Annotated in this window: 16 protein-coding genes; 10 read left to right on the top strand and 6 right to left on the bottom strand. The window is 58.7% G+C overall.

What is annotated here, in order from left to right; all coding sequences use genetic code 11:
- Nucleotides 1-179: 179 nt before the first annotated feature.
- The 3 genes from L2I46_RS00265 to L2I46_RS00255 all read right to left on the bottom strand — a co-directional run bounded on the left by L2I46_RS00265 (nucleotide 180) and on the right by L2I46_RS00255 (nucleotide 3,551).
- On the bottom strand, nucleotides 180-761 hold the full coding sequence (locus tag L2I46_RS00265) for a Slp family lipoprotein (protein WP_023290212.1): 582 nt from the start codon (nucleotides 759-761) through the stop codon (nucleotides 180-182).
- Between the two features lie 38 nt (nucleotides 762-799).
- Nucleotides 800-1,495 (bottom strand): tRNA (adenosine(37)-N6)-threonylcarbamoyltransferase complex dimerization subunit type 1 TsaB, encoded by a 696-nt coding sequence (gene tsaB, locus L2I46_RS00260; protein ID WP_236947453.1) that lies wholly within the window; start codon nucleotides 1,493-1,495, stop codon nucleotides 800-802.
- Nucleotides 1,496-1,640: 145 nt separating this feature from the next.
- Nucleotides 1,641-3,551, bottom strand: coding sequence for an ATP-dependent DNA helicase (locus L2I46_RS00255; RefSeq protein ID WP_004175456.1), 1,911 nt, complete (start codon nucleotides 3,549-3,551; stop codon nucleotides 1,641-1,643).
- A gap of 131 nt (nucleotides 3,552-3,682) precedes the next feature.
- Between L2I46_RS00255 and L2I46_RS00250 the strand changes: the two genes are divergently transcribed.
- Nucleotides 3,683-4,027, top strand: coding sequence for a RidA family protein (locus L2I46_RS00250; protein ID WP_002910910.1), 345 nt, complete (start codon nucleotides 3,683-3,685; stop codon nucleotides 4,025-4,027).
- On the opposite strand, the gene L2I46_RS00245 is transcribed toward L2I46_RS00250, so the two are convergent.
- Nucleotides 4,028-4,213, bottom strand: coding sequence for a YoaH family protein (locus L2I46_RS00245; RefSeq protein WP_004203339.1), 186 nt, complete (start codon nucleotides 4,211-4,213; stop codon nucleotides 4,028-4,030).
- A gap of 88 nt (nucleotides 4,214-4,301) precedes the next feature.
- Between L2I46_RS00245 and pabB the strand changes: the two genes are divergently transcribed.
- The 4 genes from pabB (at nucleotide 4,302) to L2I46_RS00225 (ending at nucleotide 9,512) form a co-directional block, all read left to right on the top strand.
- Entirely contained in the window at nucleotides 4,302-5,657 is a 1,356-nt protein-coding gene (gene pabB, locus L2I46_RS00240; RefSeq protein WP_236947452.1) for an aminodeoxychorismate synthase component 1, read from the top strand.
- A gap of 3 nt (nucleotides 5,658-5,660) precedes the next feature.
- The gene (locus tag L2I46_RS00235) at nucleotides 5,661-6,239 is read left to right on the top strand and encodes a CoA pyrophosphatase (protein WP_023290215.1); all 579 of its coding nucleotides are present in this window, start codon (nucleotides 5,661-5,663) and stop codon (nucleotides 6,237-6,239) included.
- 162 nt (nucleotides 6,240-6,401) lie between these two features.
- Nucleotides 6,402-7,766 (top strand): L-serine ammonia-lyase, encoded by a 1,365-nt coding sequence (gene sdaA / locus L2I46_RS00230; protein WP_236947451.1) that lies wholly within the window; start codon nucleotides 6,402-6,404, stop codon nucleotides 7,764-7,766.
- Between the two features lie 189 nt (nucleotides 7,767-7,955).
- Complete coding sequence (locus L2I46_RS00225) at nucleotides 7,956-9,512, top strand: EAL domain-containing protein (protein WP_048336006.1); 1,557 nt, start codon at nucleotides 7,956-7,958, stop codon at nucleotides 9,510-9,512.
- A gap of 36 nt (nucleotides 9,513-9,548) precedes the next feature.
- On the opposite strand, the gene yoaE is transcribed toward L2I46_RS00225, so the two are convergent.
- A complete protein-coding gene (yoaE, locus tag L2I46_RS00220; protein WP_023290217.1) occupies nucleotides 9,549-11,108 on the bottom strand; it encodes a CNNM family cation transport protein YoaE in 1,560 nt (519 codons plus the stop codon).
- Nucleotides 11,109-11,554: 446 nt separating this feature from the next.
- Between yoaE and manX the strand changes: the two genes are divergently transcribed.
- The 5 genes from manX (at nucleotide 11,555) to mntP (ending at nucleotide 15,754) form a co-directional block, all read left to right on the top strand.
- The gene (gene manX / locus L2I46_RS00215) at nucleotides 11,555-12,526 is read left to right on the top strand and encodes a PTS mannose transporter subunit IIAB (protein WP_004203357.1); all 972 of its coding nucleotides are present in this window, start codon (nucleotides 11,555-11,557) and stop codon (nucleotides 12,524-12,526) included.
- Between the two features lie 56 nt (nucleotides 12,527-12,582).
- Entirely contained in the window at nucleotides 12,583-13,383 is an 801-nt protein-coding gene (locus L2I46_RS00210; protein WP_101992907.1) for a PTS mannose/fructose/sorbose transporter subunit IIC, read from the top strand.
- 12 nt (nucleotides 13,384-13,395) lie between these two features.
- Nucleotides 13,396-14,247 (top strand): PTS mannose transporter subunit IID, encoded by an 852-nt coding sequence (locus L2I46_RS00205; RefSeq protein ID WP_004145526.1) that lies wholly within the window; start codon nucleotides 13,396-13,398, stop codon nucleotides 14,245-14,247.
- A 62-nt stretch (nucleotides 14,248-14,309) separates the two neighbouring features.
- Nucleotides 14,310-14,768 (top strand): DUF986 family protein, encoded by a 459-nt coding sequence (locus tag L2I46_RS00200; RefSeq protein ID WP_023290218.1) that lies wholly within the window; start codon nucleotides 14,310-14,312, stop codon nucleotides 14,766-14,768.
- 419 nt (nucleotides 14,769-15,187) lie between these two features.
- Nucleotides 15,188-15,754 (top strand): manganese efflux pump MntP, encoded by a 567-nt coding sequence (mntP, locus tag L2I46_RS00195; protein WP_023290219.1) that lies wholly within the window; start codon nucleotides 15,188-15,190, stop codon nucleotides 15,752-15,754.
- A 3-nt stretch (nucleotides 15,755-15,757) separates the two neighbouring features.
- Here the strand turns inward: mntP and rlmA are convergent, their stop codons facing one another.
- The gene (rlmA, locus tag L2I46_RS00190) at nucleotides 15,758-16,552 is read right to left on the bottom strand and encodes a 23S rRNA (guanine(745)-N(1))-methyltransferase (protein ID WP_236947450.1); all 795 of its coding nucleotides are present in this window, start codon (nucleotides 16,550-16,552) and stop codon (nucleotides 15,758-15,760) included.
- Nucleotides 16,553-16,609 lie beyond the last annotated feature (57 nt).

Here is a 16,609-nt window from a genome sequence, read left to right as displayed (position 1 = left end):
TCGTCATCACAGCCCCTGGGAAATACATTTTGTTAACATTATATTAACTCAGCGTACCAGTTTATTAATTAGGCAATGAGCAGGTTGCGAAGCGCGTCACTATTTTTTTTCTTATTCGACTGAAAACAAAGAAACAGCGGACTGGCCGCTGTTTCTTTGAACTAACAAAAACAACAAAATCATTCAGTTACAACGTTTCTTACCTCAGCAGGGCCGGGGTTGTACCATCCCCATCCGCCATAGCCGTACCCCCAGGGGCGGGGACCCAGCATCCACGGGTCGATGGGCTGCGGGGGCATCACCACCTGCTGCACCACGTTCCAGCGTTTGTAGCCGGTGGCGTTCATCAGCATAAATTTGTAGGGCGTGCTACCCACTTTGCCATCGACCACCCCGGCAATCGGCCCGACCACGGTCACCAGCTGACCCCGGAAGTCCACCGGATCGAGGAAGCCGTTAACATCGGCAAAGATTCGCCCGCGCGAGGGTTCGCCCAGTTCCGGCCGCGCACCGCTGTCCAGCGGCACGGTAGCGATTTCTAAGCGGGTTTTACCCTGCTGGTTCTGCACGTTGACCACCTTGCCGCCAAAGCGCGCTTCCTGACCAACGTACAGCTGCGGGGCGTTCATCACCCGCACCAAATCCTGCTGCGGCGTGGGGCTGGTGCCTTTGATGGCATCCGGCACCGATACGCAGCCGCTCAGCGCAACGGCAACCGCCGCGCCCAGCAGCCAGCGAACGCCCTGTTTTTGACCCGCCATGATGCGACTCCTTTTCTCAGTCTTCTTGTTACTGAGATTCACTCGCGGCCCGGAAGTTTCTTCCACGCCACCTCGTTACGCAAATAAACCGGCTCCGCTTTCTCCACGGCCACGGTTTTCCCTGCCGCCAGCAGATAACAGGCTAACGGCAGCATATCCTCTGCCGCCGGCAGTTCAATTTCGCCGCTGCTTAAGGTCAGTCCGCTCTCTTTCGCCAGATCCGGCCACGCCTGCCAGCCGGTGCCGACGGTGGCCCATTCGCCGGAAAGCTGCGCCAGCCGTTCGGCCACCGCGTCCGGTTTGAGCACCGCTTCCGTCTCTTCGCCGTGCCAGACGCCCTGCTCGTCGCGCTGGTACTCAGCCCAGTAGACTTCACCCATCCTGGCGTCAATCGCCGCCAGCACGCGGGTGGCGCAGGTTTTGCGCCAGGCGCCTTGCGCCATGGTGGCCAGCGTGGAAACGCCGATCATCGGCAGCTCCGCGCCGAGCGCCAGCCCCTGGGCGATACCGATGCCGATACGCACGCCGGTAAAGCTGCCCGGGCCGCGGCCAAAGGCCAGCGCGTCCAGGTCGGTCAGAGTGGTGCCGCTCTCGGTGAGAACCTCCTGCACCAGCGGCAGGATACGTTGGGTGTGTTCGCGGGGACAAATTTCGAAATGAGCACTAAGGGTGTCATCATTCCACAGCGCCGCGGAGCAGGCCTCTGTGGCGGTATCGATAGCCAAAATTCGCATGGGTGGTCACGCTCTCGTTACATAGTTCAGGCCTTCAGGCAGCCTGTTTACCGGCAGACGGTCAATCCGTCGCCACACCGCCCGAAGTCTAGTGGGAACCGCTAATTAACAAAATGGCGCGCAGCTTAACACATTTTAGGGCGGATTACCTTGCCGGCGGCACGGCGAGGAAGCGCACCGCCCGGCGGATATCGCGGGTCCGCGGCGCGGGCGGCAGGCTGGCCAGGAACACCGCGCCGTAAGGGCGCATCACCAGCCGATTGTCACAGATAACCAGCACCCCACGGTCGTCGATATCGCGGATCAGCCGCCCCACCCCCTGCTTGAGGGTGATCACCGCGTCCGGGAGCTGCACTTCATCGAACGGATCGCCGCCGCGTAGCCGGCAATCTTCCATCCGCGCTTTCAGCAGCGGGTCATCCGGCGAGGTAAACGGCAGCTTATCGATGATCACCAGCGACAGCGCGTCTCCGCGCACATCGACCCCTTCCCAGAAGCTGCTGGTGGCCACCAGCAGGGCGTTGCCGGCGCTGACGAACTGCTGCAGCAGCTGGCCTTTACTGGTCTCGCCCTGCAGCAGCACCGGCAGGGTCATGGTGGCGCGGAACTGCTCCGCCAGATCGCGCATCATGGCGTGCGAAGTACACAGCATAAAGCAGCGACCGTCGTTAGCCTCGATCAGCGGTTTAAGCATGGCCGCCAGATGGCGCGCCGCGCCGGGCTGGTTCGGCAGCGGTAGATTACGCGGTACGCAGAGCAGCGCCTGATGCTGATAGTCAAAGGGGCTAGGCAGCAGCAGAGTCTGCGCCTCGTCGATCCCCAGCCGGGCGGTGAAGTGGTGGAGATCGTCATTTACCGACAGCGTCGCCGAGGTAAAGATCCAGCTTCCCGACTTCTGCGCCATCACCTCTTTAAACTTCTCGGCCACGGTCAACGGCGTCAGCGCAAGGGTAAAGTGGCGCGAGGTGCACTCATACCAGTAGCTGTAGCCCGGCTGATTGATCTCTTTCAGCCGCTTCAGACGCCCGCGATAAAGCGTGGCGCGCTCAAAGGCGGCGTCGAGCAGCGCCGAGCGCCCCAGCGAGAGCTTGGCGACGTCGTAACACAGTTCAAGAGCATCATCGAGCAGCAGCAGCGCCCGCTGAATGTGGCTGTCCGCCAGCAGCTCGCGCAGGTTGCCGCGGTAGCCCGGGTCCCCCAGCTGCAGGCGAAAATCCTGGGCGCTTTGCGCCAGGCGGTCGGCGCATTTTTGCAGCTGCTGGGTGTCTTTCAGTTCGGTGCGGTAGGCAATGGTGATGTCTTTCGCCAGATCCAGCAGCTGGCGGCTGGAGAGCGACTGGCCAAAGTACTGGCTGGCGATATCCGGCAGCTGATGGGCTTCGTCGAAGATCATCACCTCCGCCTCGGGGATCAGTTCGGCAAAGCCGCTCTCTTTGACCACCATATCGGCAAGAAACAGATGATGGTTGACCACCACCACGTCGGCGTCCATCGCTTTTTTACGCGCCTTCACCACGAAGCAATCTTTATACAGCGGGCAGTCGCTGCCGAGGCAGTTATCGTTGGTGCTGGTGACCAGCGGCCAGGCCTGGGAATCTTCCGCCACGCTGGCGCAGGTGCTGATATCGCCATCCTGGGTTTGGTTCGACCAGGAGCGCAGGAGGATCACGTCGCTGAGGGTTTGCACCGGCAGATCGCCGCCCGCCAGCGCCTGCTGTTCCAGGCGTTCGAGGCACAGGTAGTTGGAGCGCCCTTTTAGCAGCGCCAGTTTGCCGGTGAATTTGAGCGCTTTGGCGACGGTGGGCAGATCGCGGCTGTAGAGCTGATCCTGCAGCGCTTTCGACCCGGTGGAGATAATCACCTTTTTTTTCGCCCGCAGCGCCGGCGCCAGGTAAGCGTAGGTTTTACCGGTTCCGGTCCCCGCTTCCACCACCAGCGGCCGGGAGGCCTCAATCGCTTCGCTGACCGCCACCGCCATCTGGCGCTGCGGCTCGCGCGGTTTAAATCCCGGTATGGCTTTGGCTAGCTGGCCGTCTGCTGCAAAATCGTCGATCACATTGCCCCCTGGTTATTTGGACAGTGATTATGTCAGGGAGGACGGCGTTTCGCCAGTCCGGGTAGTGACGCGAGCGGAACATTATGGCAGTCTTGCCGCTGCCGAATGGAATGCTCAAAGAGGAATGAGAAATGACAATTACGCGTATTGATGCCGAAGCCCGCTGGTCAGATGTGGTGATCCACAATCAGACCCTTTACTACACCGGCGTACCGGCGAATCTTGATGCCGATGCCTTCGAGCAGACCGCCAACACCCTGGCGCAGATTGACGCGGTGCTGGAAAAACAGGGCAGCGACAAGTCGCGTATTCTTGACGCCACTATTTTCCTTGCCGACAAAAGCGACTTTGCGGCGATGAATAAAGCCTGGGACGCCTGGGTGGTAGCCGGTCACGCCCCGGTGCGCTGCACGGTGGAAGCGACGCTGATGAACCCGCAATATAAAGTTGAGATCAAAATCATCGCCGCGGTGTAATTACTCGTCTTCGTCTTCATCTTCAAAGCGCGCGACGATCCGTTCGCCGGTATGCGTCGCGCGTAGCTCTTCCGCCACCAGGGCAATCGCCTGGCCGCTGCTCATCCCCTGGGCCATCAGTTCCTGGATACGTTCGACCGCTTTTTGCTGTTGCTCGTGGCTCAGCGAAGGTAAACCTGCAAACATCTTGTACTCCTGCTACATTGTGGGGCGTAATTATTTCACGCCGTCCCCGCCTACGCCAGAGGGACGGTAACGTTCAGGATCGAGAAAGATGTTGTCCCCCGCGATTATTACCCTGCCCTGGCGCCCGGATGCCGCCGAATACTATTTTACGCCGTTAAGCGCCATGCCCTGGGCGATGCTGCTGCATTCCGGCTTTGCCGACCATCCGCATAACCGTTTTGATATCCTGGTGGCGGCCCCGCGCGCCACGTTGCTGACGCGCGGTGAACAGACCTGGATCGATGACGGCGAGACCGTTTGTGTCTCGGCTGACGATCCGCTGCAACTGCTTCAGCAGCAGCTGGATCGTCAGCCGTTCACGCCGCAGCCCCATGAGGATCTGCCGTTTCTTGGTGGCGCGCTGGGGCTTTTCGGTTACGATCTGGGCCGCCGTTTTGAGCGACTTCCCGCTGCCGCGCAGGCCGATATCGCGCTGCCGGATATGGCGGTGGGGATTTATGACTGGGCGCTGATCGTCGACCATCAGCGCCAGCAGGTTTCGCTGCTCAGCTATGACGACCCGCAGCAGCGTCTGCAGTGGCTGGAGGCGCAAACGCCGGCGCCGGGTGAAACCTTCGCCCTGACCTCGGCCTGGCAGTCAAATATGAGCCGCCAGCAGTATGGCGAGAAATTTCGTCAGGTGCAGGCCTATCTGCGCAGCGGTGACTGCTATCAGGTCAACCTCGCCCAGCGTTTTCAGGCCCGCTACGTCGGGGATGAATGGCTGGCCTTCCGCCGGCTGAACGCCGCCAACCGCGCCCCCTTTAGCGCCTTCATCCGCCTTGCGGAAGGGGCAATTTTAAGCCTGTCGCCGGAGCGATTTATTCAGCTCCGCCAGGGTGAGATCCAGACGCGCCCGATTAAGGGCACCCTGCCGCGGCTCGATTCGCCGCTGGCGGATGCGCAGCAGGCGGAGAAGCTGGCTAACTCGCCGAAAGACCGCGCTGAGAATTTAATGATTGTCGACCTGATGCGCAACGACATCGGCCGCGTCGCCGTCCCGGGCAGCGTGCTGGTCCCCGAGCTGTTCGTGGTGGAGCCGTTCCCGGCGGTCCATCATCTGGTCAGCACCATCACCGCCCGCCTGCCGGCGACGCTTCATGCCAGCGATCTGCTGCGCGCCGCCTTCCCCGGAGGGTCGATCACCGGCGCGCCGAAGGTACGGGCGATGGAGATTATTGATGAACTGGAACCCCAGCGACGCAACGCCTGGTGCGGGAGCGTCGGCTATCTGAGCTATTGCGGCAATATGGATACCAACATCACCATTCGCACCCTGACGGCCTGGCAGGGGCAACTGTATTGCTCCGCCGGGGGCGGTATCGTCGCGGACAGCGAGGAAGATGCGGAATATCAGGAAACTTTTGATAAAGTTAATCGTATCCTGCACCAACTGGAGAACTAGACCATGGCGGACCACGCCCTCAATCTGGATGATTTTCTGTCCCGCTTCCAGCTGCTGCGCCCTCAGCCTTCGCGCCATGCGCTCAATCAGCGGCAGGCGGCGGTACTGGTGCCGATCGTGCGCCGGCCGCAGCCTGGCCTACTGCTGACCCAGCGCTCGCCGCTGCTGCGCAAGCACGCCGGCCAGGTCGCCTTTCCCGGCGGGGCGGTAGATAATACCGATGCGACCCTTATCGCCGCCGCTCTGCGCGAAGCCCAGGAAGAGGTGGCGATCCCGCCGGAGACGGTTGAGGTGATTGGCGTTCTGCCGCCGGTGGACAGCGTCACCGGCTTCCAGGTGACGCCGGTGGTGGGTATTATTCCGCCGGATCTGCACTATCACGCCAGCCAGGACGAAGTCTCCGCGGTATTTGAAATGCCGCTCGCCGAGGCCCTGCGCCTCGGGCGCTATCATCCGCTCGATATCCACCGCCGGGGCAACGACCACCGCGTCTGGCTCTCCTGGTACCAGCATTATTTTGTCTGGGGGATGACCGCCGGGATCATTCGCGAGCTGGCGCTGCAGATAGGCGCGCGCCCTTAGCTATACTGATTATGAGAGGGCGCTCTCACTATTAGTAAAATCGCGGTTATCCATTAGTTTAATTCATGTGAATAGTTGAACTGACAGGGCGCTTCCCTCTTACACTATGCGCAGTTATTACATCGTTACCGCACCCGCGGTAACCCTGTCAGGAGTATTATCGTGATTAGTCTATTCGACATGTTCAAGGTGGGGATTGGTCCCTCATCTTCCCACACTGTTGGCCCGATGAAGGCCGGTAAACAGTTCGTCGATGACCTGGTCGAAAAAGGATTGCTTAATGCAGTGACCCGCGTGGCGGTTGACGTCTACGGTTCGCTGTCATTAACCGGCAAAGGCCACCATACGGACATCGCCATTATCATGGGACTGGCGGGCAATCAGCCCGATACGGTCGATATAGACGCGATACCGGCATTTATCCGTGACGTCGAGACACGCGGCCGTCTGCTGCTGGCCAACGGTCAGCACGAAGTCGACTTCCCGGCGGATGACGGCATGCGTTTTCGCAGCGACAATCTGCCGCTGCACGAAAACGGCATGACCATTCATGCCTGGGCCGGCGAGAAAGAGCTCTACTGCAAGACCTATTACTCGATTGGCGGCGGCTTTATCGTCGACGAAGAGCACTTCGGCAAAGAAAACGCCAACGAACTACAGGTGCCCTACCCGTTCAAATCGGCGCAGGAAATGCTGGCCTACTGCAAAGAGACCGGCCTGTCGCTCTCCGGGATGGTAATGCAGAACGAGCTGGCGCTGCACAGCAAAAAAGAGATCGAGGACTATTTCGCTAATGTCTGGCAGACCATGCGCGCCTGTATCGACCGCGGCATGAACACCGAAGGCGTGCTGCCTGGCCCGCTGCGCGTGCCGCGTCGCGCCTCGGCGCTGCGTCGTCTGCTGGTGGCCAGCGATAAGCTCTCCAGCGATCCGATGAACGTCGTTGACTGGGTCAACATGTTCGCGCTGGCGGTCAATGAAGAGAATGCCGCCGGCGGTCGCGTGGTGACCGCGCCGACCAACGGCGCCTGCGGCATCGTTCCGGCGGTACTCGCCTATTACGATCACTTTATCGAATCCGTCAGCCCGGAGATCTATATCCGCTACTTTATGGCCTGCGGTGCGATCGGCGCGCTGTACAAGATGAATGCCTCCATTTCCGGCGCCGAAGTCGGCTGTCAGGGCGAAGTGGGCGTCGCCTGCTCGATGGCGGCGGCGGGTCTGGCTGAACTGCTCGGCGCCAGCCCGGAGCAGGTCTGCGTGGCGGCGGAGATCGGTATGGAACACAACCTCGGCCTGACCTGCGACCCGGTCGCCGGCCAGGTACAGGTGCCGTGCATAGAACGTAACGCCATCGCCTCCGTGAAAGCGATCAACGCCGCGCGGATGGCGATGCGCCGCACCAGCGAACCGCGCGTCTCGCTCGATAAAGTGATCGAGACCATGTACGAAACCGGCAAAGACATGAACGCCAAGTACCGCGAAACCTCGCGAGGCGGCCTGGCGATTAAAGTTCAGTGTGACTAACATGTTGGCTTTCGCCTGCCGCCTCCCGGGGCGCAGGCGCGGAGCGAGGGTAACTAAAAGCCCCTGCCTTCCTGATGCGCCCTCCGTGGCGCATTTTCTTTTTTCTATACCTGGCGATATTCTGCCACTACAATTGCTCTATTAAATAAGCCACGCTTAACCACTCGTCCTGTCGACAGGGTGTCGCACATGCAGACTGCACAAAAAGTCATTACGGCCTATCGCCGCAAACGCATTATAGTCTGCCTGCTGGTCGCCCTGGTGACCCTGGGCGCCACCTTAGCCATTCGATTTATTTCGCAGCGTAGCGAAAATGAAGACTATATTCGCACGGCCGCCAGCCAGCGGGTGGCGGCGCTGAATAATATCCTGCGCCCGCTGAGCGCGGAGCGCACCACCCTGCTTCCTCTGGTGGGCAAACGCTGCCCGGATATCCATCTGACCCTGCGCAAAATGGCAGCTTCGTTGCAGACCGTTCGTTCCGTCGTCCTCGTGACGGACGGTATCGTTTACTGTTCGAGTATTTTCGGGCAACGGCAGGCGGATTTACACCAGCTGCAGCCCTCGCTGCCAGCCCCCCATCCCTTATTACTCTTTTCAACCGAAAAATCGCTGCTTAAAGGGACGCCGGTATTGATCCAGTGGTACCCCACCCCGGAAAGCGGCCAGGACGGCGTGATGTTGATTGTCAATATCGAGCTGCTGGGGACCTTAATTCTCAACGAAAAATCATCCCTGATAAGCGACGTCAGCCTGCAGGTTGGCGATCGTTATTTTAGCAGCCGCGATGGGCTTCTCGATAAAACGCATACCCCGCAGGGAACGGTGATTTATCGCCAACGCTCTAGCGAGTTTCCGTTTACCATCAACATCAACGGCCCTGGCGCCTCGACAATCGCCCTCGAAGAACTGCCCGGCGAGCTGCCGCTGGCGCTGATCTTCAGCCTGCTAATGACAGGCATCGCCTGGCTGGCCACCGCCGGAAGAATGAGCTTCTCGCGGGAGATAAGCCTCGGTATTTCCGCCCGGGAGTTTGCCCTCTGGTGCCAGCCGCTGCAGGATGCGCGCAGCGGCCGCTGCTGCGGGGTGGAGATCCTGCTGCGCTGGAACAACCCTCGCCGCGGAGCGATTTCGCCGGAGGTGTTTATTCCCATCGCCGAAGGGGACAATCTGATCATCCCCCTCACCCGCTACGTCATTGCCGAAACCGCCCGCCGTCTGGATGTTTTTCCCAGCGACCGCCAATTTCATATCGCCATTAACGTCGCTGCCCGCCACTTCGCCAACGGCTTACTGCTGCATGACCTGCATAATTACTGGTTCAGCATGAACCCGGTACAACAGCTGGTGGTCGAGCTGACCGAACGCGATGTCCTGCAGGATGGCGACCAGCATATGGCCGAAGATCTGCACCTGAAAGGCGTACAGCTGGCGATCGATGACTTTGGCACCGGCAACAGTTCGCTCTCATGGCTGGAAAAACTGCGCCCGGACGTGCTGAAGATTGACCGCTCGTTTACCAGCTCGGTGGGGATAGACAGCGTCAATGCCACGGTGACCGATATCATTATCTCCCTCGCCAACCGGCTGAATATTATTACCGTTGCCGAAGGGGTGGAGACGCTGGAGCAGGAAAACTACCTCAGAAACCACGGCGTCGATGTGCTGCAGGGGTTTTATTATGCGCGGCCGATGCCAGTGGAGGCGTTCCCGGCGTGGCTGGCCAGTCAAGAGGCAACAGAATAACTCGCCGGCCCCCACGGGGACCGGCGCGCAGGACGATTACTCTTCTTCGTCGCTCGGCGGACGGGTGACCACCGCGCGAACCAGATCGACCCGGTAGTCATTCGCTTCCACCACGGTGAAATGCAGCGGCGGCAGCGACACCACGTCGCCAATGCGCGGGATATGGCCATTGGCGGAGATCACCAGACCGGCAACGGTGGCAATATCCTCATCGTCATTGATCAGCGGATCCAGCCCCAGCGCCTGCTGCAGCGCATGCAGGTCGGTCGACCCCTTAATAAGCCAGCCGTCGCCATCGATAACGATCTCCGGCGTCTCATCGGCGTCCGGGAATTCACCGGCGATCGCTTCCAGGACGTCCAGCGGCGTCACCAGCCCCTGCACCACGCCAAATTCATTGGTCACGATGACGAAACTGCCGCGCGCGCGACGCAGGACGCCGAGCAGATTGATCGGGTCCAGCGTTTCAGGCACCACAATCGCCGGAGAGGCGGAGGCCAGCGCCGCGACGTTTTCGCCCGACTCCAGGGCCACCAGCATCTCTTTCGCCCGCACGATGCCAATGATTTCGTCCAGTTCTCCGCGGCAGACCGGGAACAGACTGTGCGGCGACGAAAGCAGCTGACGGCGAATTTCATCTTCACTCTGCTCAGCGTCCACCCAGCTGATTTCCCCGCGCGGAGTCATGATGCTGCGCAGAGAGCGCTGCGCCAGCGTCAGCACGCCGTTAATCATGTAGCGCTCTTCTTCCGCAAAGGCGCCCTCCGGTACCGGCACCGACGCCGGGCTGTCGGCGTCATGGTTGACGGAGGCCTGTTTACGGCCGCCCATCAGGCGCAGGATCGCATCCGCGGTACGGGCGCGCAGCGGCAGCGTCGACTGGTGACGAACAAAGTTGCGGCGCGCCACCTGGTTAAAGAACTCAATGATGATCGAGAAACCGATCGCCGCGTACAGGTACCCTTTCGGAATATGGAAGCCAAACCCTTCCGCCACCAGGCTCAGGCCGATCATCAACAGGAAGCTCAGACAGAGCACCACCACCGTCGGGTGCTGGTTGACAAAGCGCGTCAACGGCTTCGATGCCAGCAGCATCATAATCATCGCGATCACGACCGCCGCCATCATCACCGGCAGATGGTTCACCATCCCGACCGCGGTGATCACCGCATCCAGAGAGAAGACAGCATCCAGCACCACGATCTGCAGTACCACCACCCAGAAACTGGCATAGCCTTTCCCGTGACCGGCGTCATGCTGGCGGTTTTCCAGCCGTTCATGCAGCTCGGTTGTCGCCTTGAACAGCAAGAAGATCCCGCCGAGCAGCATGATGAGGTCACGCCCGGAAAAGGAGAAATCGGCGATAGTAATCAGCGGTTTAGTCAGCGTCACCATCCAGGAGATCACCGACAACAGCCCCAGGCGCATCACCAGCGCCAGCGACAGGCCGATCAGTCGCGCTTTATCACGCTGCTTCGGCGGCAGCTTGTCCGCCAGGATGGCAATAAACACCAGGTTATCGATACCGAGCACAATTTCCAGAACGATAAGCGTCAACAGGCCGGCCCAGATTGAGGGATCCATTAACAATTCCATGTGCGACTCCGGTTAGCGGCAACGTCAGTCATCGCCATGTCATGCACGGACGCGACAATAGATGCTGAGAGATAAGCGTGATGCGTGGAGGTGGCAACCAGGTGCCAGAAAGTGAAAAGACGTCGATGACGGTCCATACTGCGGGCTATGCCCTATACTCCTGAGTAATTAAACGGAAGTTAAACATAGCAAAATATAGATCGAAATTGGAAAAGATTTACCTGAATTTGCAATAACTAAGGCTATTTTTTGCGCTGCAAAATTATTACCAGGCGATGCCTGATTAACGGATCTTCATCACATTAATTATTTTTTCACTGTCTAAAATAATTCGCGGTAGTAACTATTTTCTATCTTACACCCTAACTGAATCGATTTTGTCCTCAAGAGTGATTCAGGATGTATCAAAGCAGATGATGCATTCACGATAATAAAGGAGGTAGCAAGTGACGATTGCTATTGTAATAGGCACACATGGTTGGGCTGCAGAACAGCTGCTGAAAACAGCAGAGATGCTGTTGGGCGAGCAGGAAAACGTTGGCTGGATCGATTTCGTTCCGGGTGAAAACGCCGAAACGCTGATCGAGAAATACAATGCCCAGTTGGCAAAACTGGATACCAGTAAAGGCGTGCTGTTTCTCGTCGATACATGGGGAGGCAGCCCGTTCAACGCTGCGAGCCGCATTGTCGTCGATAAAGAGCATTACGAAGTCATCGCCGGCGTCAACATCCCGATGCTGGTGGAAACCTTCATGGCCCGCGATGACGATCCTTCCTTTGATGAGCTGGTCGCCTTAGCGGTAGAGACCGGCAGCGAAGGCGTGAAAGCGCTGAAGGCCAAACCGGTGGAAAAAGCGGCCCCTGCGCCCGCTCCTGCCGCGGCGCCAAAAGCCGCCGCCCCGGCCAAACCGATGGGCCCGAATGACTACATGGTCATTGGCCTTGCGCGTATCGACGACCGCCTGATCCATGGTCAGGTCGCCACCCGCTGGACCAAAGAGACCAACGTCACCCGCATCATCGTCGTCAGCGACGAAGTCGCCGCGGATACCGTGCGCAAAACCCTGTTGACCCAGGTTGCGCCGCCGGGCGTCACCGCCCACGTGGTGGACGTCGCCAAAATGATCCGCGTCTACAACAACCCGATGTACGCCGGACAGCGCGTGATGCTGCTGTTTACTAACCCGACCGACGTTGAGCGCGTCGTCGAGGGCGGCGTGAAAATCACCAGCGTCAACATCGGCGGTATGGCGTTCCGCCAGGGCAAAACCCAGGTTAACAACGCGATTTCGGTCGATGCCAAAGATATTGAGGCGTTTAACAAGCTGAACGCACGCGGTATCGAGCTGGAGGCACGTAAAGTGTCCACCGACCCGAAACTGAAAATGATGGATCTGATCGCCAAGGTTGATAAATAACCCGGACGATCGCGCCCCAGTTTTCACTTTAAGACTTAATCAACAGGAGAAGTACAATGGAGATTACCCTTCTTCAGATTGTGCTGGTGTTCATCGTCGCGTGTATTGCGGGTATGGAGTCGGTGCTTGATGAATTTCAGTTCCACCGTCCACTGGTCGCCTGTACGCTGATCGGCGCCGTTCTCGGCGATATGAAAACCGGTATTATCATCGGCGGTACGCTGGAAATGATCGCCCTGGGCTGGATGAACATCGGTGCGGCGGTTGCCCCTGATGCCGCGCTGGCGTCCATTATTTCCACCGTTCTGGTTATTGCCGGCCATCAGAGCATCGGCGCCGGCATCGCGCTGGCTATCCCGCTGGCGGCTGCAGGCCAGGTGCTGACCATCATCGTGCGTACCATCACCGTAGCCTTCCAGCACGCAGCGGATAAAGCGGCGGAGAATGGCAACCTGACCGCCCTGTCGTGGCTGCACGTCTCATCCCTGTTCCTGCAGGCGATGCGTATCGCTATCCCGGCCGTCATCGTGGCCATTTCCGTCGGTACCAGCGAAGTCCAGGGCCTGCTGAATGCGATCCCTGAAGTGGTTACCAGCGGCCTGAACATCGCCGGCGGCATGATCGTGGTTGTGGGTTACGCGATGGTCATCAATATGATGCGCGCGGGCTACCTGATGCCGTTCTTCTACCTCGGCTTCGTCACCGCCGCCTTCACCAACTTCAACCTGGTGGCCCTGGGCGTGATTGGTGCGGTCATGGCAATCCTCTACATCCAGCTGAGCCCGAAATATAACCGCATCGCCGGTGCCCCTGCTCAGGCGGCTGGTAACAACGACCTCGATAACGAACTGGACTAACAGGTGAGCGAAATGGTTGATATGACTAAAAATACCACCGAGAAAAAACTCACTCAGAGTGATATTCGTGGCGTGTTCATTCGTTCTAACCTGTTCCAGGGTTCATGGAACTTCGAACGTATGCAGGCGCTGGGCTTCTGCTTCTCTATGGTTCCGGCGATTCGTCGTCTCTACCCGGAGAACAACGATGCGCGTAAGCAGGCGATTAAGCGTCACCTTGAGTTCTTCAATACCCATCCTTACGTTGCCGCGCCGGTACTGGGCGTAACGCTGGCGATGGAAGAGCAGCGCGCCAATGGCGCAGAGATTGACGATGGCGCCATCAACGGCATCAAAGTCGGTCTGATGGGGCCGCTGGCCGGCGTCGGCGACCCGATCTTCTGGGGTACGGTGCGTCCGGTGTTCGCGGCCTTAGGCGCCGGGATCGCGATGAGCGGAAGCTTGCTCGGACCACTGCTGTTCTTTATCCTGTTCAACGCGGTGCGACTACTGACCCGCTACTATGGCGTCGCCTACGGTTACCGCAAAGGCGTGGACATCGTGAAAGATATGGGCGGCGGCTTCCTGCAGAAACTGACTGAGGGGGCGTCAATCCTCGGCCTGTTTGTCATGGGGGCGCTGGTTAACAAGTGGACGCACGTGAACATTCCGATGGTGGTGTCAAAAATCACCGGCTCTGACGGACAGGTTCACGTCACCACGGTGCAGACGATCCTCGACCAGCTGATGCCGGGCCTGGTACCGCTGCTGTTGACCTTCGCCTGTATGTGGCTGCTGCGTAAGAAAGTTAACCCGCTGTGGATCATCGTTGGCTTCTTTGTCATCGGTATCGCGGGCTACGCTGTCGGTCTGCTGGGTCTGTAATTTCCAGGTTGTACGCCGGGGGCTTGCCCCCGGCTTTTTTTTATCAGGAGGAACGCAAAGCAATGACATTCACGGACCTGGTGATCATCCTGTTTATCCTTGCGCTACTGGCCTACGCGGTGTATGACCAGTTTATTATGCCGAGGCGCAACGGCCCGGTGCTGCTGGCCATCCCCCTGCTTCGCCGCAGCCGCGTTGACGGCATGATCTTTGTCGGCCTCATCGCCATTCTGATCTATAACAACATCACCCAGCACGGCACCGCGATCACCACCTGGCTATTATCTGCGCTGGCGCTGATGGGACTCTATTTATTCTGGATCCGTACGCCGAAAATCATTTTTAAACCGCGCGGCTTTTTCTTCGCCAACGTGTGGATAGAATATCAGCGAATTAAAGAGATGAATTTATCCGAAGACGGCGTACTGGTGATGCAATTAGAGCAACGGCGGCTGCTGATTCGCGTACGAAATATCGACGATCTGGAGAAAATATACAAACTTCTCGTTTCAACTCAATGAGTTAAAAATATAGCCAACGCCATGTTTTTTCAGATTTCGTCTGGGGAATTATATAGCCATGGCTATATTTCCCCCTCTGCCCTTCTGTTTTTCATTAACTATTTATTTACTTATAAATTCAAATGAAAATCGTTATCATTTGGTTATTAAAATAACCCTCTTCTGTTATTGTTTTATATTCTAAAAATATGTTAAGGTTGCGCCCGTCGTTGGGGAGTAGCCGATTTCCTGCCCGTCAGGAAATGTACGTGTCAACATACTCGTTGCAAAACGTGGCACGTACGGGTTGAAGTGATTCAATCAGGCGAGACCATAGATACATCACTGCTGTACGTATTGCTCAGCCATTGAGCGGCTCCGCGTATATTTACTGGGGGCAGCGATGTGTCATATGGATTATCCCCGGTCAGGACAGGCACATGAATTTATCCGCAACCCTTCTTCTCGCTTTCGGCATGTCTATGGATGCCTTCGCGGCCTCTATCGGCAAAGGCGCCACCCTGCATAAACCCAAATTCTCAGAAGCTGTTCGCACCGGGCTGATTTTTGGCGCCATTGAAACCCTGACGCCGCTGGTCGGCTGGGGACTGGGCATGCTGGCCAGCCAGTTTGTGCTCGAGTGGAATCACTGGATTGCTTTTATTCTGCTGGTGTTTCTCGGCGGGCGGATGATTGTCGAAGGGCTTCGCGGCGATAGCGACGAGGCGTGCGAGGCGCCTCGCCGGCATGGCTTCTGGCTGCTGGTCACCACCGCCTTCGCCACCAGCCTTGACGCGATGGCCGTCGGCGTCGGTCTGGCCTTCCTGCAGGTCAGCATTGTGACCACCGCGCTGGCGATCGGCTGCGCCACCTTTATCATGTCGACGCTGGGGATCATGGTGGGTCGCTTTATCGGCCCGCTGCTGGGCAAACGGGCCGAAATTCTCGGCGGTATCGTACTGATTGGCATCGGCAGCGAAATTCTCTGGAGCCATTTCGCCGGTTAAGCTTTACTCCTCACGCTGCCAGCAATGGATCATAAAATCGGTCTGGCAGCCAAAGGTCGCCTGCTGACGCAGCGCGTCATGCACTTCGACTTTGGCCCGCCACGCGAACGGCGTCATCTGCAGCAGGGCCTGCGCTTCACTTCCCGTCAGGGTCATCGGATAAGCCAGCTGCTGCTGAGCATCCAGGCGGAACCCCGGCATCGCTTCCGTCTTCAGCTCATGCAGGCGGATCTCATCGTAAATCAGCCCTTTCAGCTCCAGCAGATGGCGGGGTCCCGGCGTGGCAGTGATCACCCATCCGCCAGGCCGCACCACCCGCGCCAGCTCACCGGCGTTGCAGGGGGCGTAAATGCGCACCACCGCATCGAAGCTGTTATCGGAGAATGGCAGCCGCTGGCTGGAGGCGACGCAAAAATTCACCTGCGGATAGCGTTTCGCCGCCGCGCGGATTGCCGGCTTCGACACGTCCAGCCCCCAGCTGCGGCTGGCGATGGCGGCAAATGCGTGGGTGTAATAGCCTTCGCCGCAGCCGATATCCAGTAATGCCTGAGGGGCAGCGTGCCGCAGTCGCTCAGCGATAGCGTCCCGCAGCGGCTGATAATGCCCGGCGTCGAGGAACGCCCGACGGGCCTGCATCATCTCAGCGCTGTCGCCGGGATCGCGCGACCGTTTGAACTGCACCGGTAGCAGGTTGACGTACCCCTCTTTCGCCAGATCGAACTGGTGCCGCTGCGGGCAGGAATAGTGATTGTCGCTACGGCTGAGCGGCGCGTGGCAAAGGGGGCAACTGTATGACATGACGGCTCCGGTGTCGCTGAAAGGGCGAAAGTGTAGCGCTATTCGCCCCTGCAGACC

This window comes from Klebsiella sp. 2019SCSN059, from assembly GCF_021739525.1.
Classification (GTDB): Bacteria; Pseudomonadota; Gammaproteobacteria; order Enterobacterales; family Enterobacteriaceae; genus Klebsiella; species Klebsiella quasipneumoniae.
The sequence above is the reverse complement of the archived record's forward strand: the minus strand, read 5'-3'. Positions and strand labels throughout refer to the sequence as shown.

What these genes read in the sequence shown, in the direction of transcription:
- L2I46_RS00210 (WP_101992907.1), top strand. Translation starts at nt 12,583, where the DNA reads ATGGAGATTACCCTTCTTCAGATTGTGCTGGTGTTCATCGTCGCGTGT.
- L2I46_RS00235 (WP_023290215.1), top strand. Translation starts at nt 5,661, where the DNA reads ATGGCGGACCACGCCCTCAATCTGGATGATTTTCTGTCCCGCTTCCAG.
- mntP (WP_023290219.1), top strand. Translation starts at nt 15,188, where the DNA reads ATGAATTTATCCGCAACCCTTCTTCTCGCTTTCGGCATGTCTATGGAT.
- L2I46_RS00265 (WP_023290212.1), bottom strand. Translation starts at nt 761, where the DNA reads ATGGCGGGTCAAAAACAGGGCGTTCGCTGGCTGCTGGGCGCGGCGGTT.
- L2I46_RS00205 (WP_004145526.1), top strand. Translation starts at nt 13,396, where the DNA reads ATGGTTGATATGACTAAAAATACCACCGAGAAAAAACTCACTCAGAGT.
- L2I46_RS00245 (WP_004203339.1), bottom strand. Translation starts at nt 4,213, where the DNA reads ATGTTTGCAGGTTTACCTTCGCTGAGCCACGAGCAACAGCAAAAAGCG.
- yoaE (WP_023290217.1), bottom strand. Translation starts at nt 11,108, where the DNA reads ATGGAATTGTTAATGGATCCCTCAATCTGGGCCGGCCTGTTGACGCTT.
- rlmA (WP_236947450.1), bottom strand. Translation starts at nt 16,552, where the DNA reads ATGTCATACAGTTGCCCCCTTTGCCACGCGCCGCTCAGCCGTAGCGAC.
- pabB (WP_236947452.1), top strand. Translation starts at nt 4,302, where the DNA reads ATGTTGTCCCCCGCGATTATTACCCTGCCCTGGCGCCCGGATGCCGCC.
- L2I46_RS00250 (WP_002910910.1), top strand. Translation starts at nt 3,683, where the DNA reads ATGACAATTACGCGTATTGATGCCGAAGCCCGCTGGTCAGATGTGGTG.
- L2I46_RS00225 (WP_048336006.1), top strand. Translation starts at nt 7,956, where the DNA reads ATGCAGACTGCACAAAAAGTCATTACGGCCTATCGCCGCAAACGCATT.
- tsaB (WP_236947453.1), bottom strand. Translation starts at nt 1,495, where the DNA reads ATGCGAATTTTGGCTATCGATACCGCCACAGAGGCCTGCTCCGCGGCG.
- L2I46_RS00200 (WP_023290218.1), top strand. Translation starts at nt 14,310, where the DNA reads ATGACATTCACGGACCTGGTGATCATCCTGTTTATCCTTGCGCTACTG.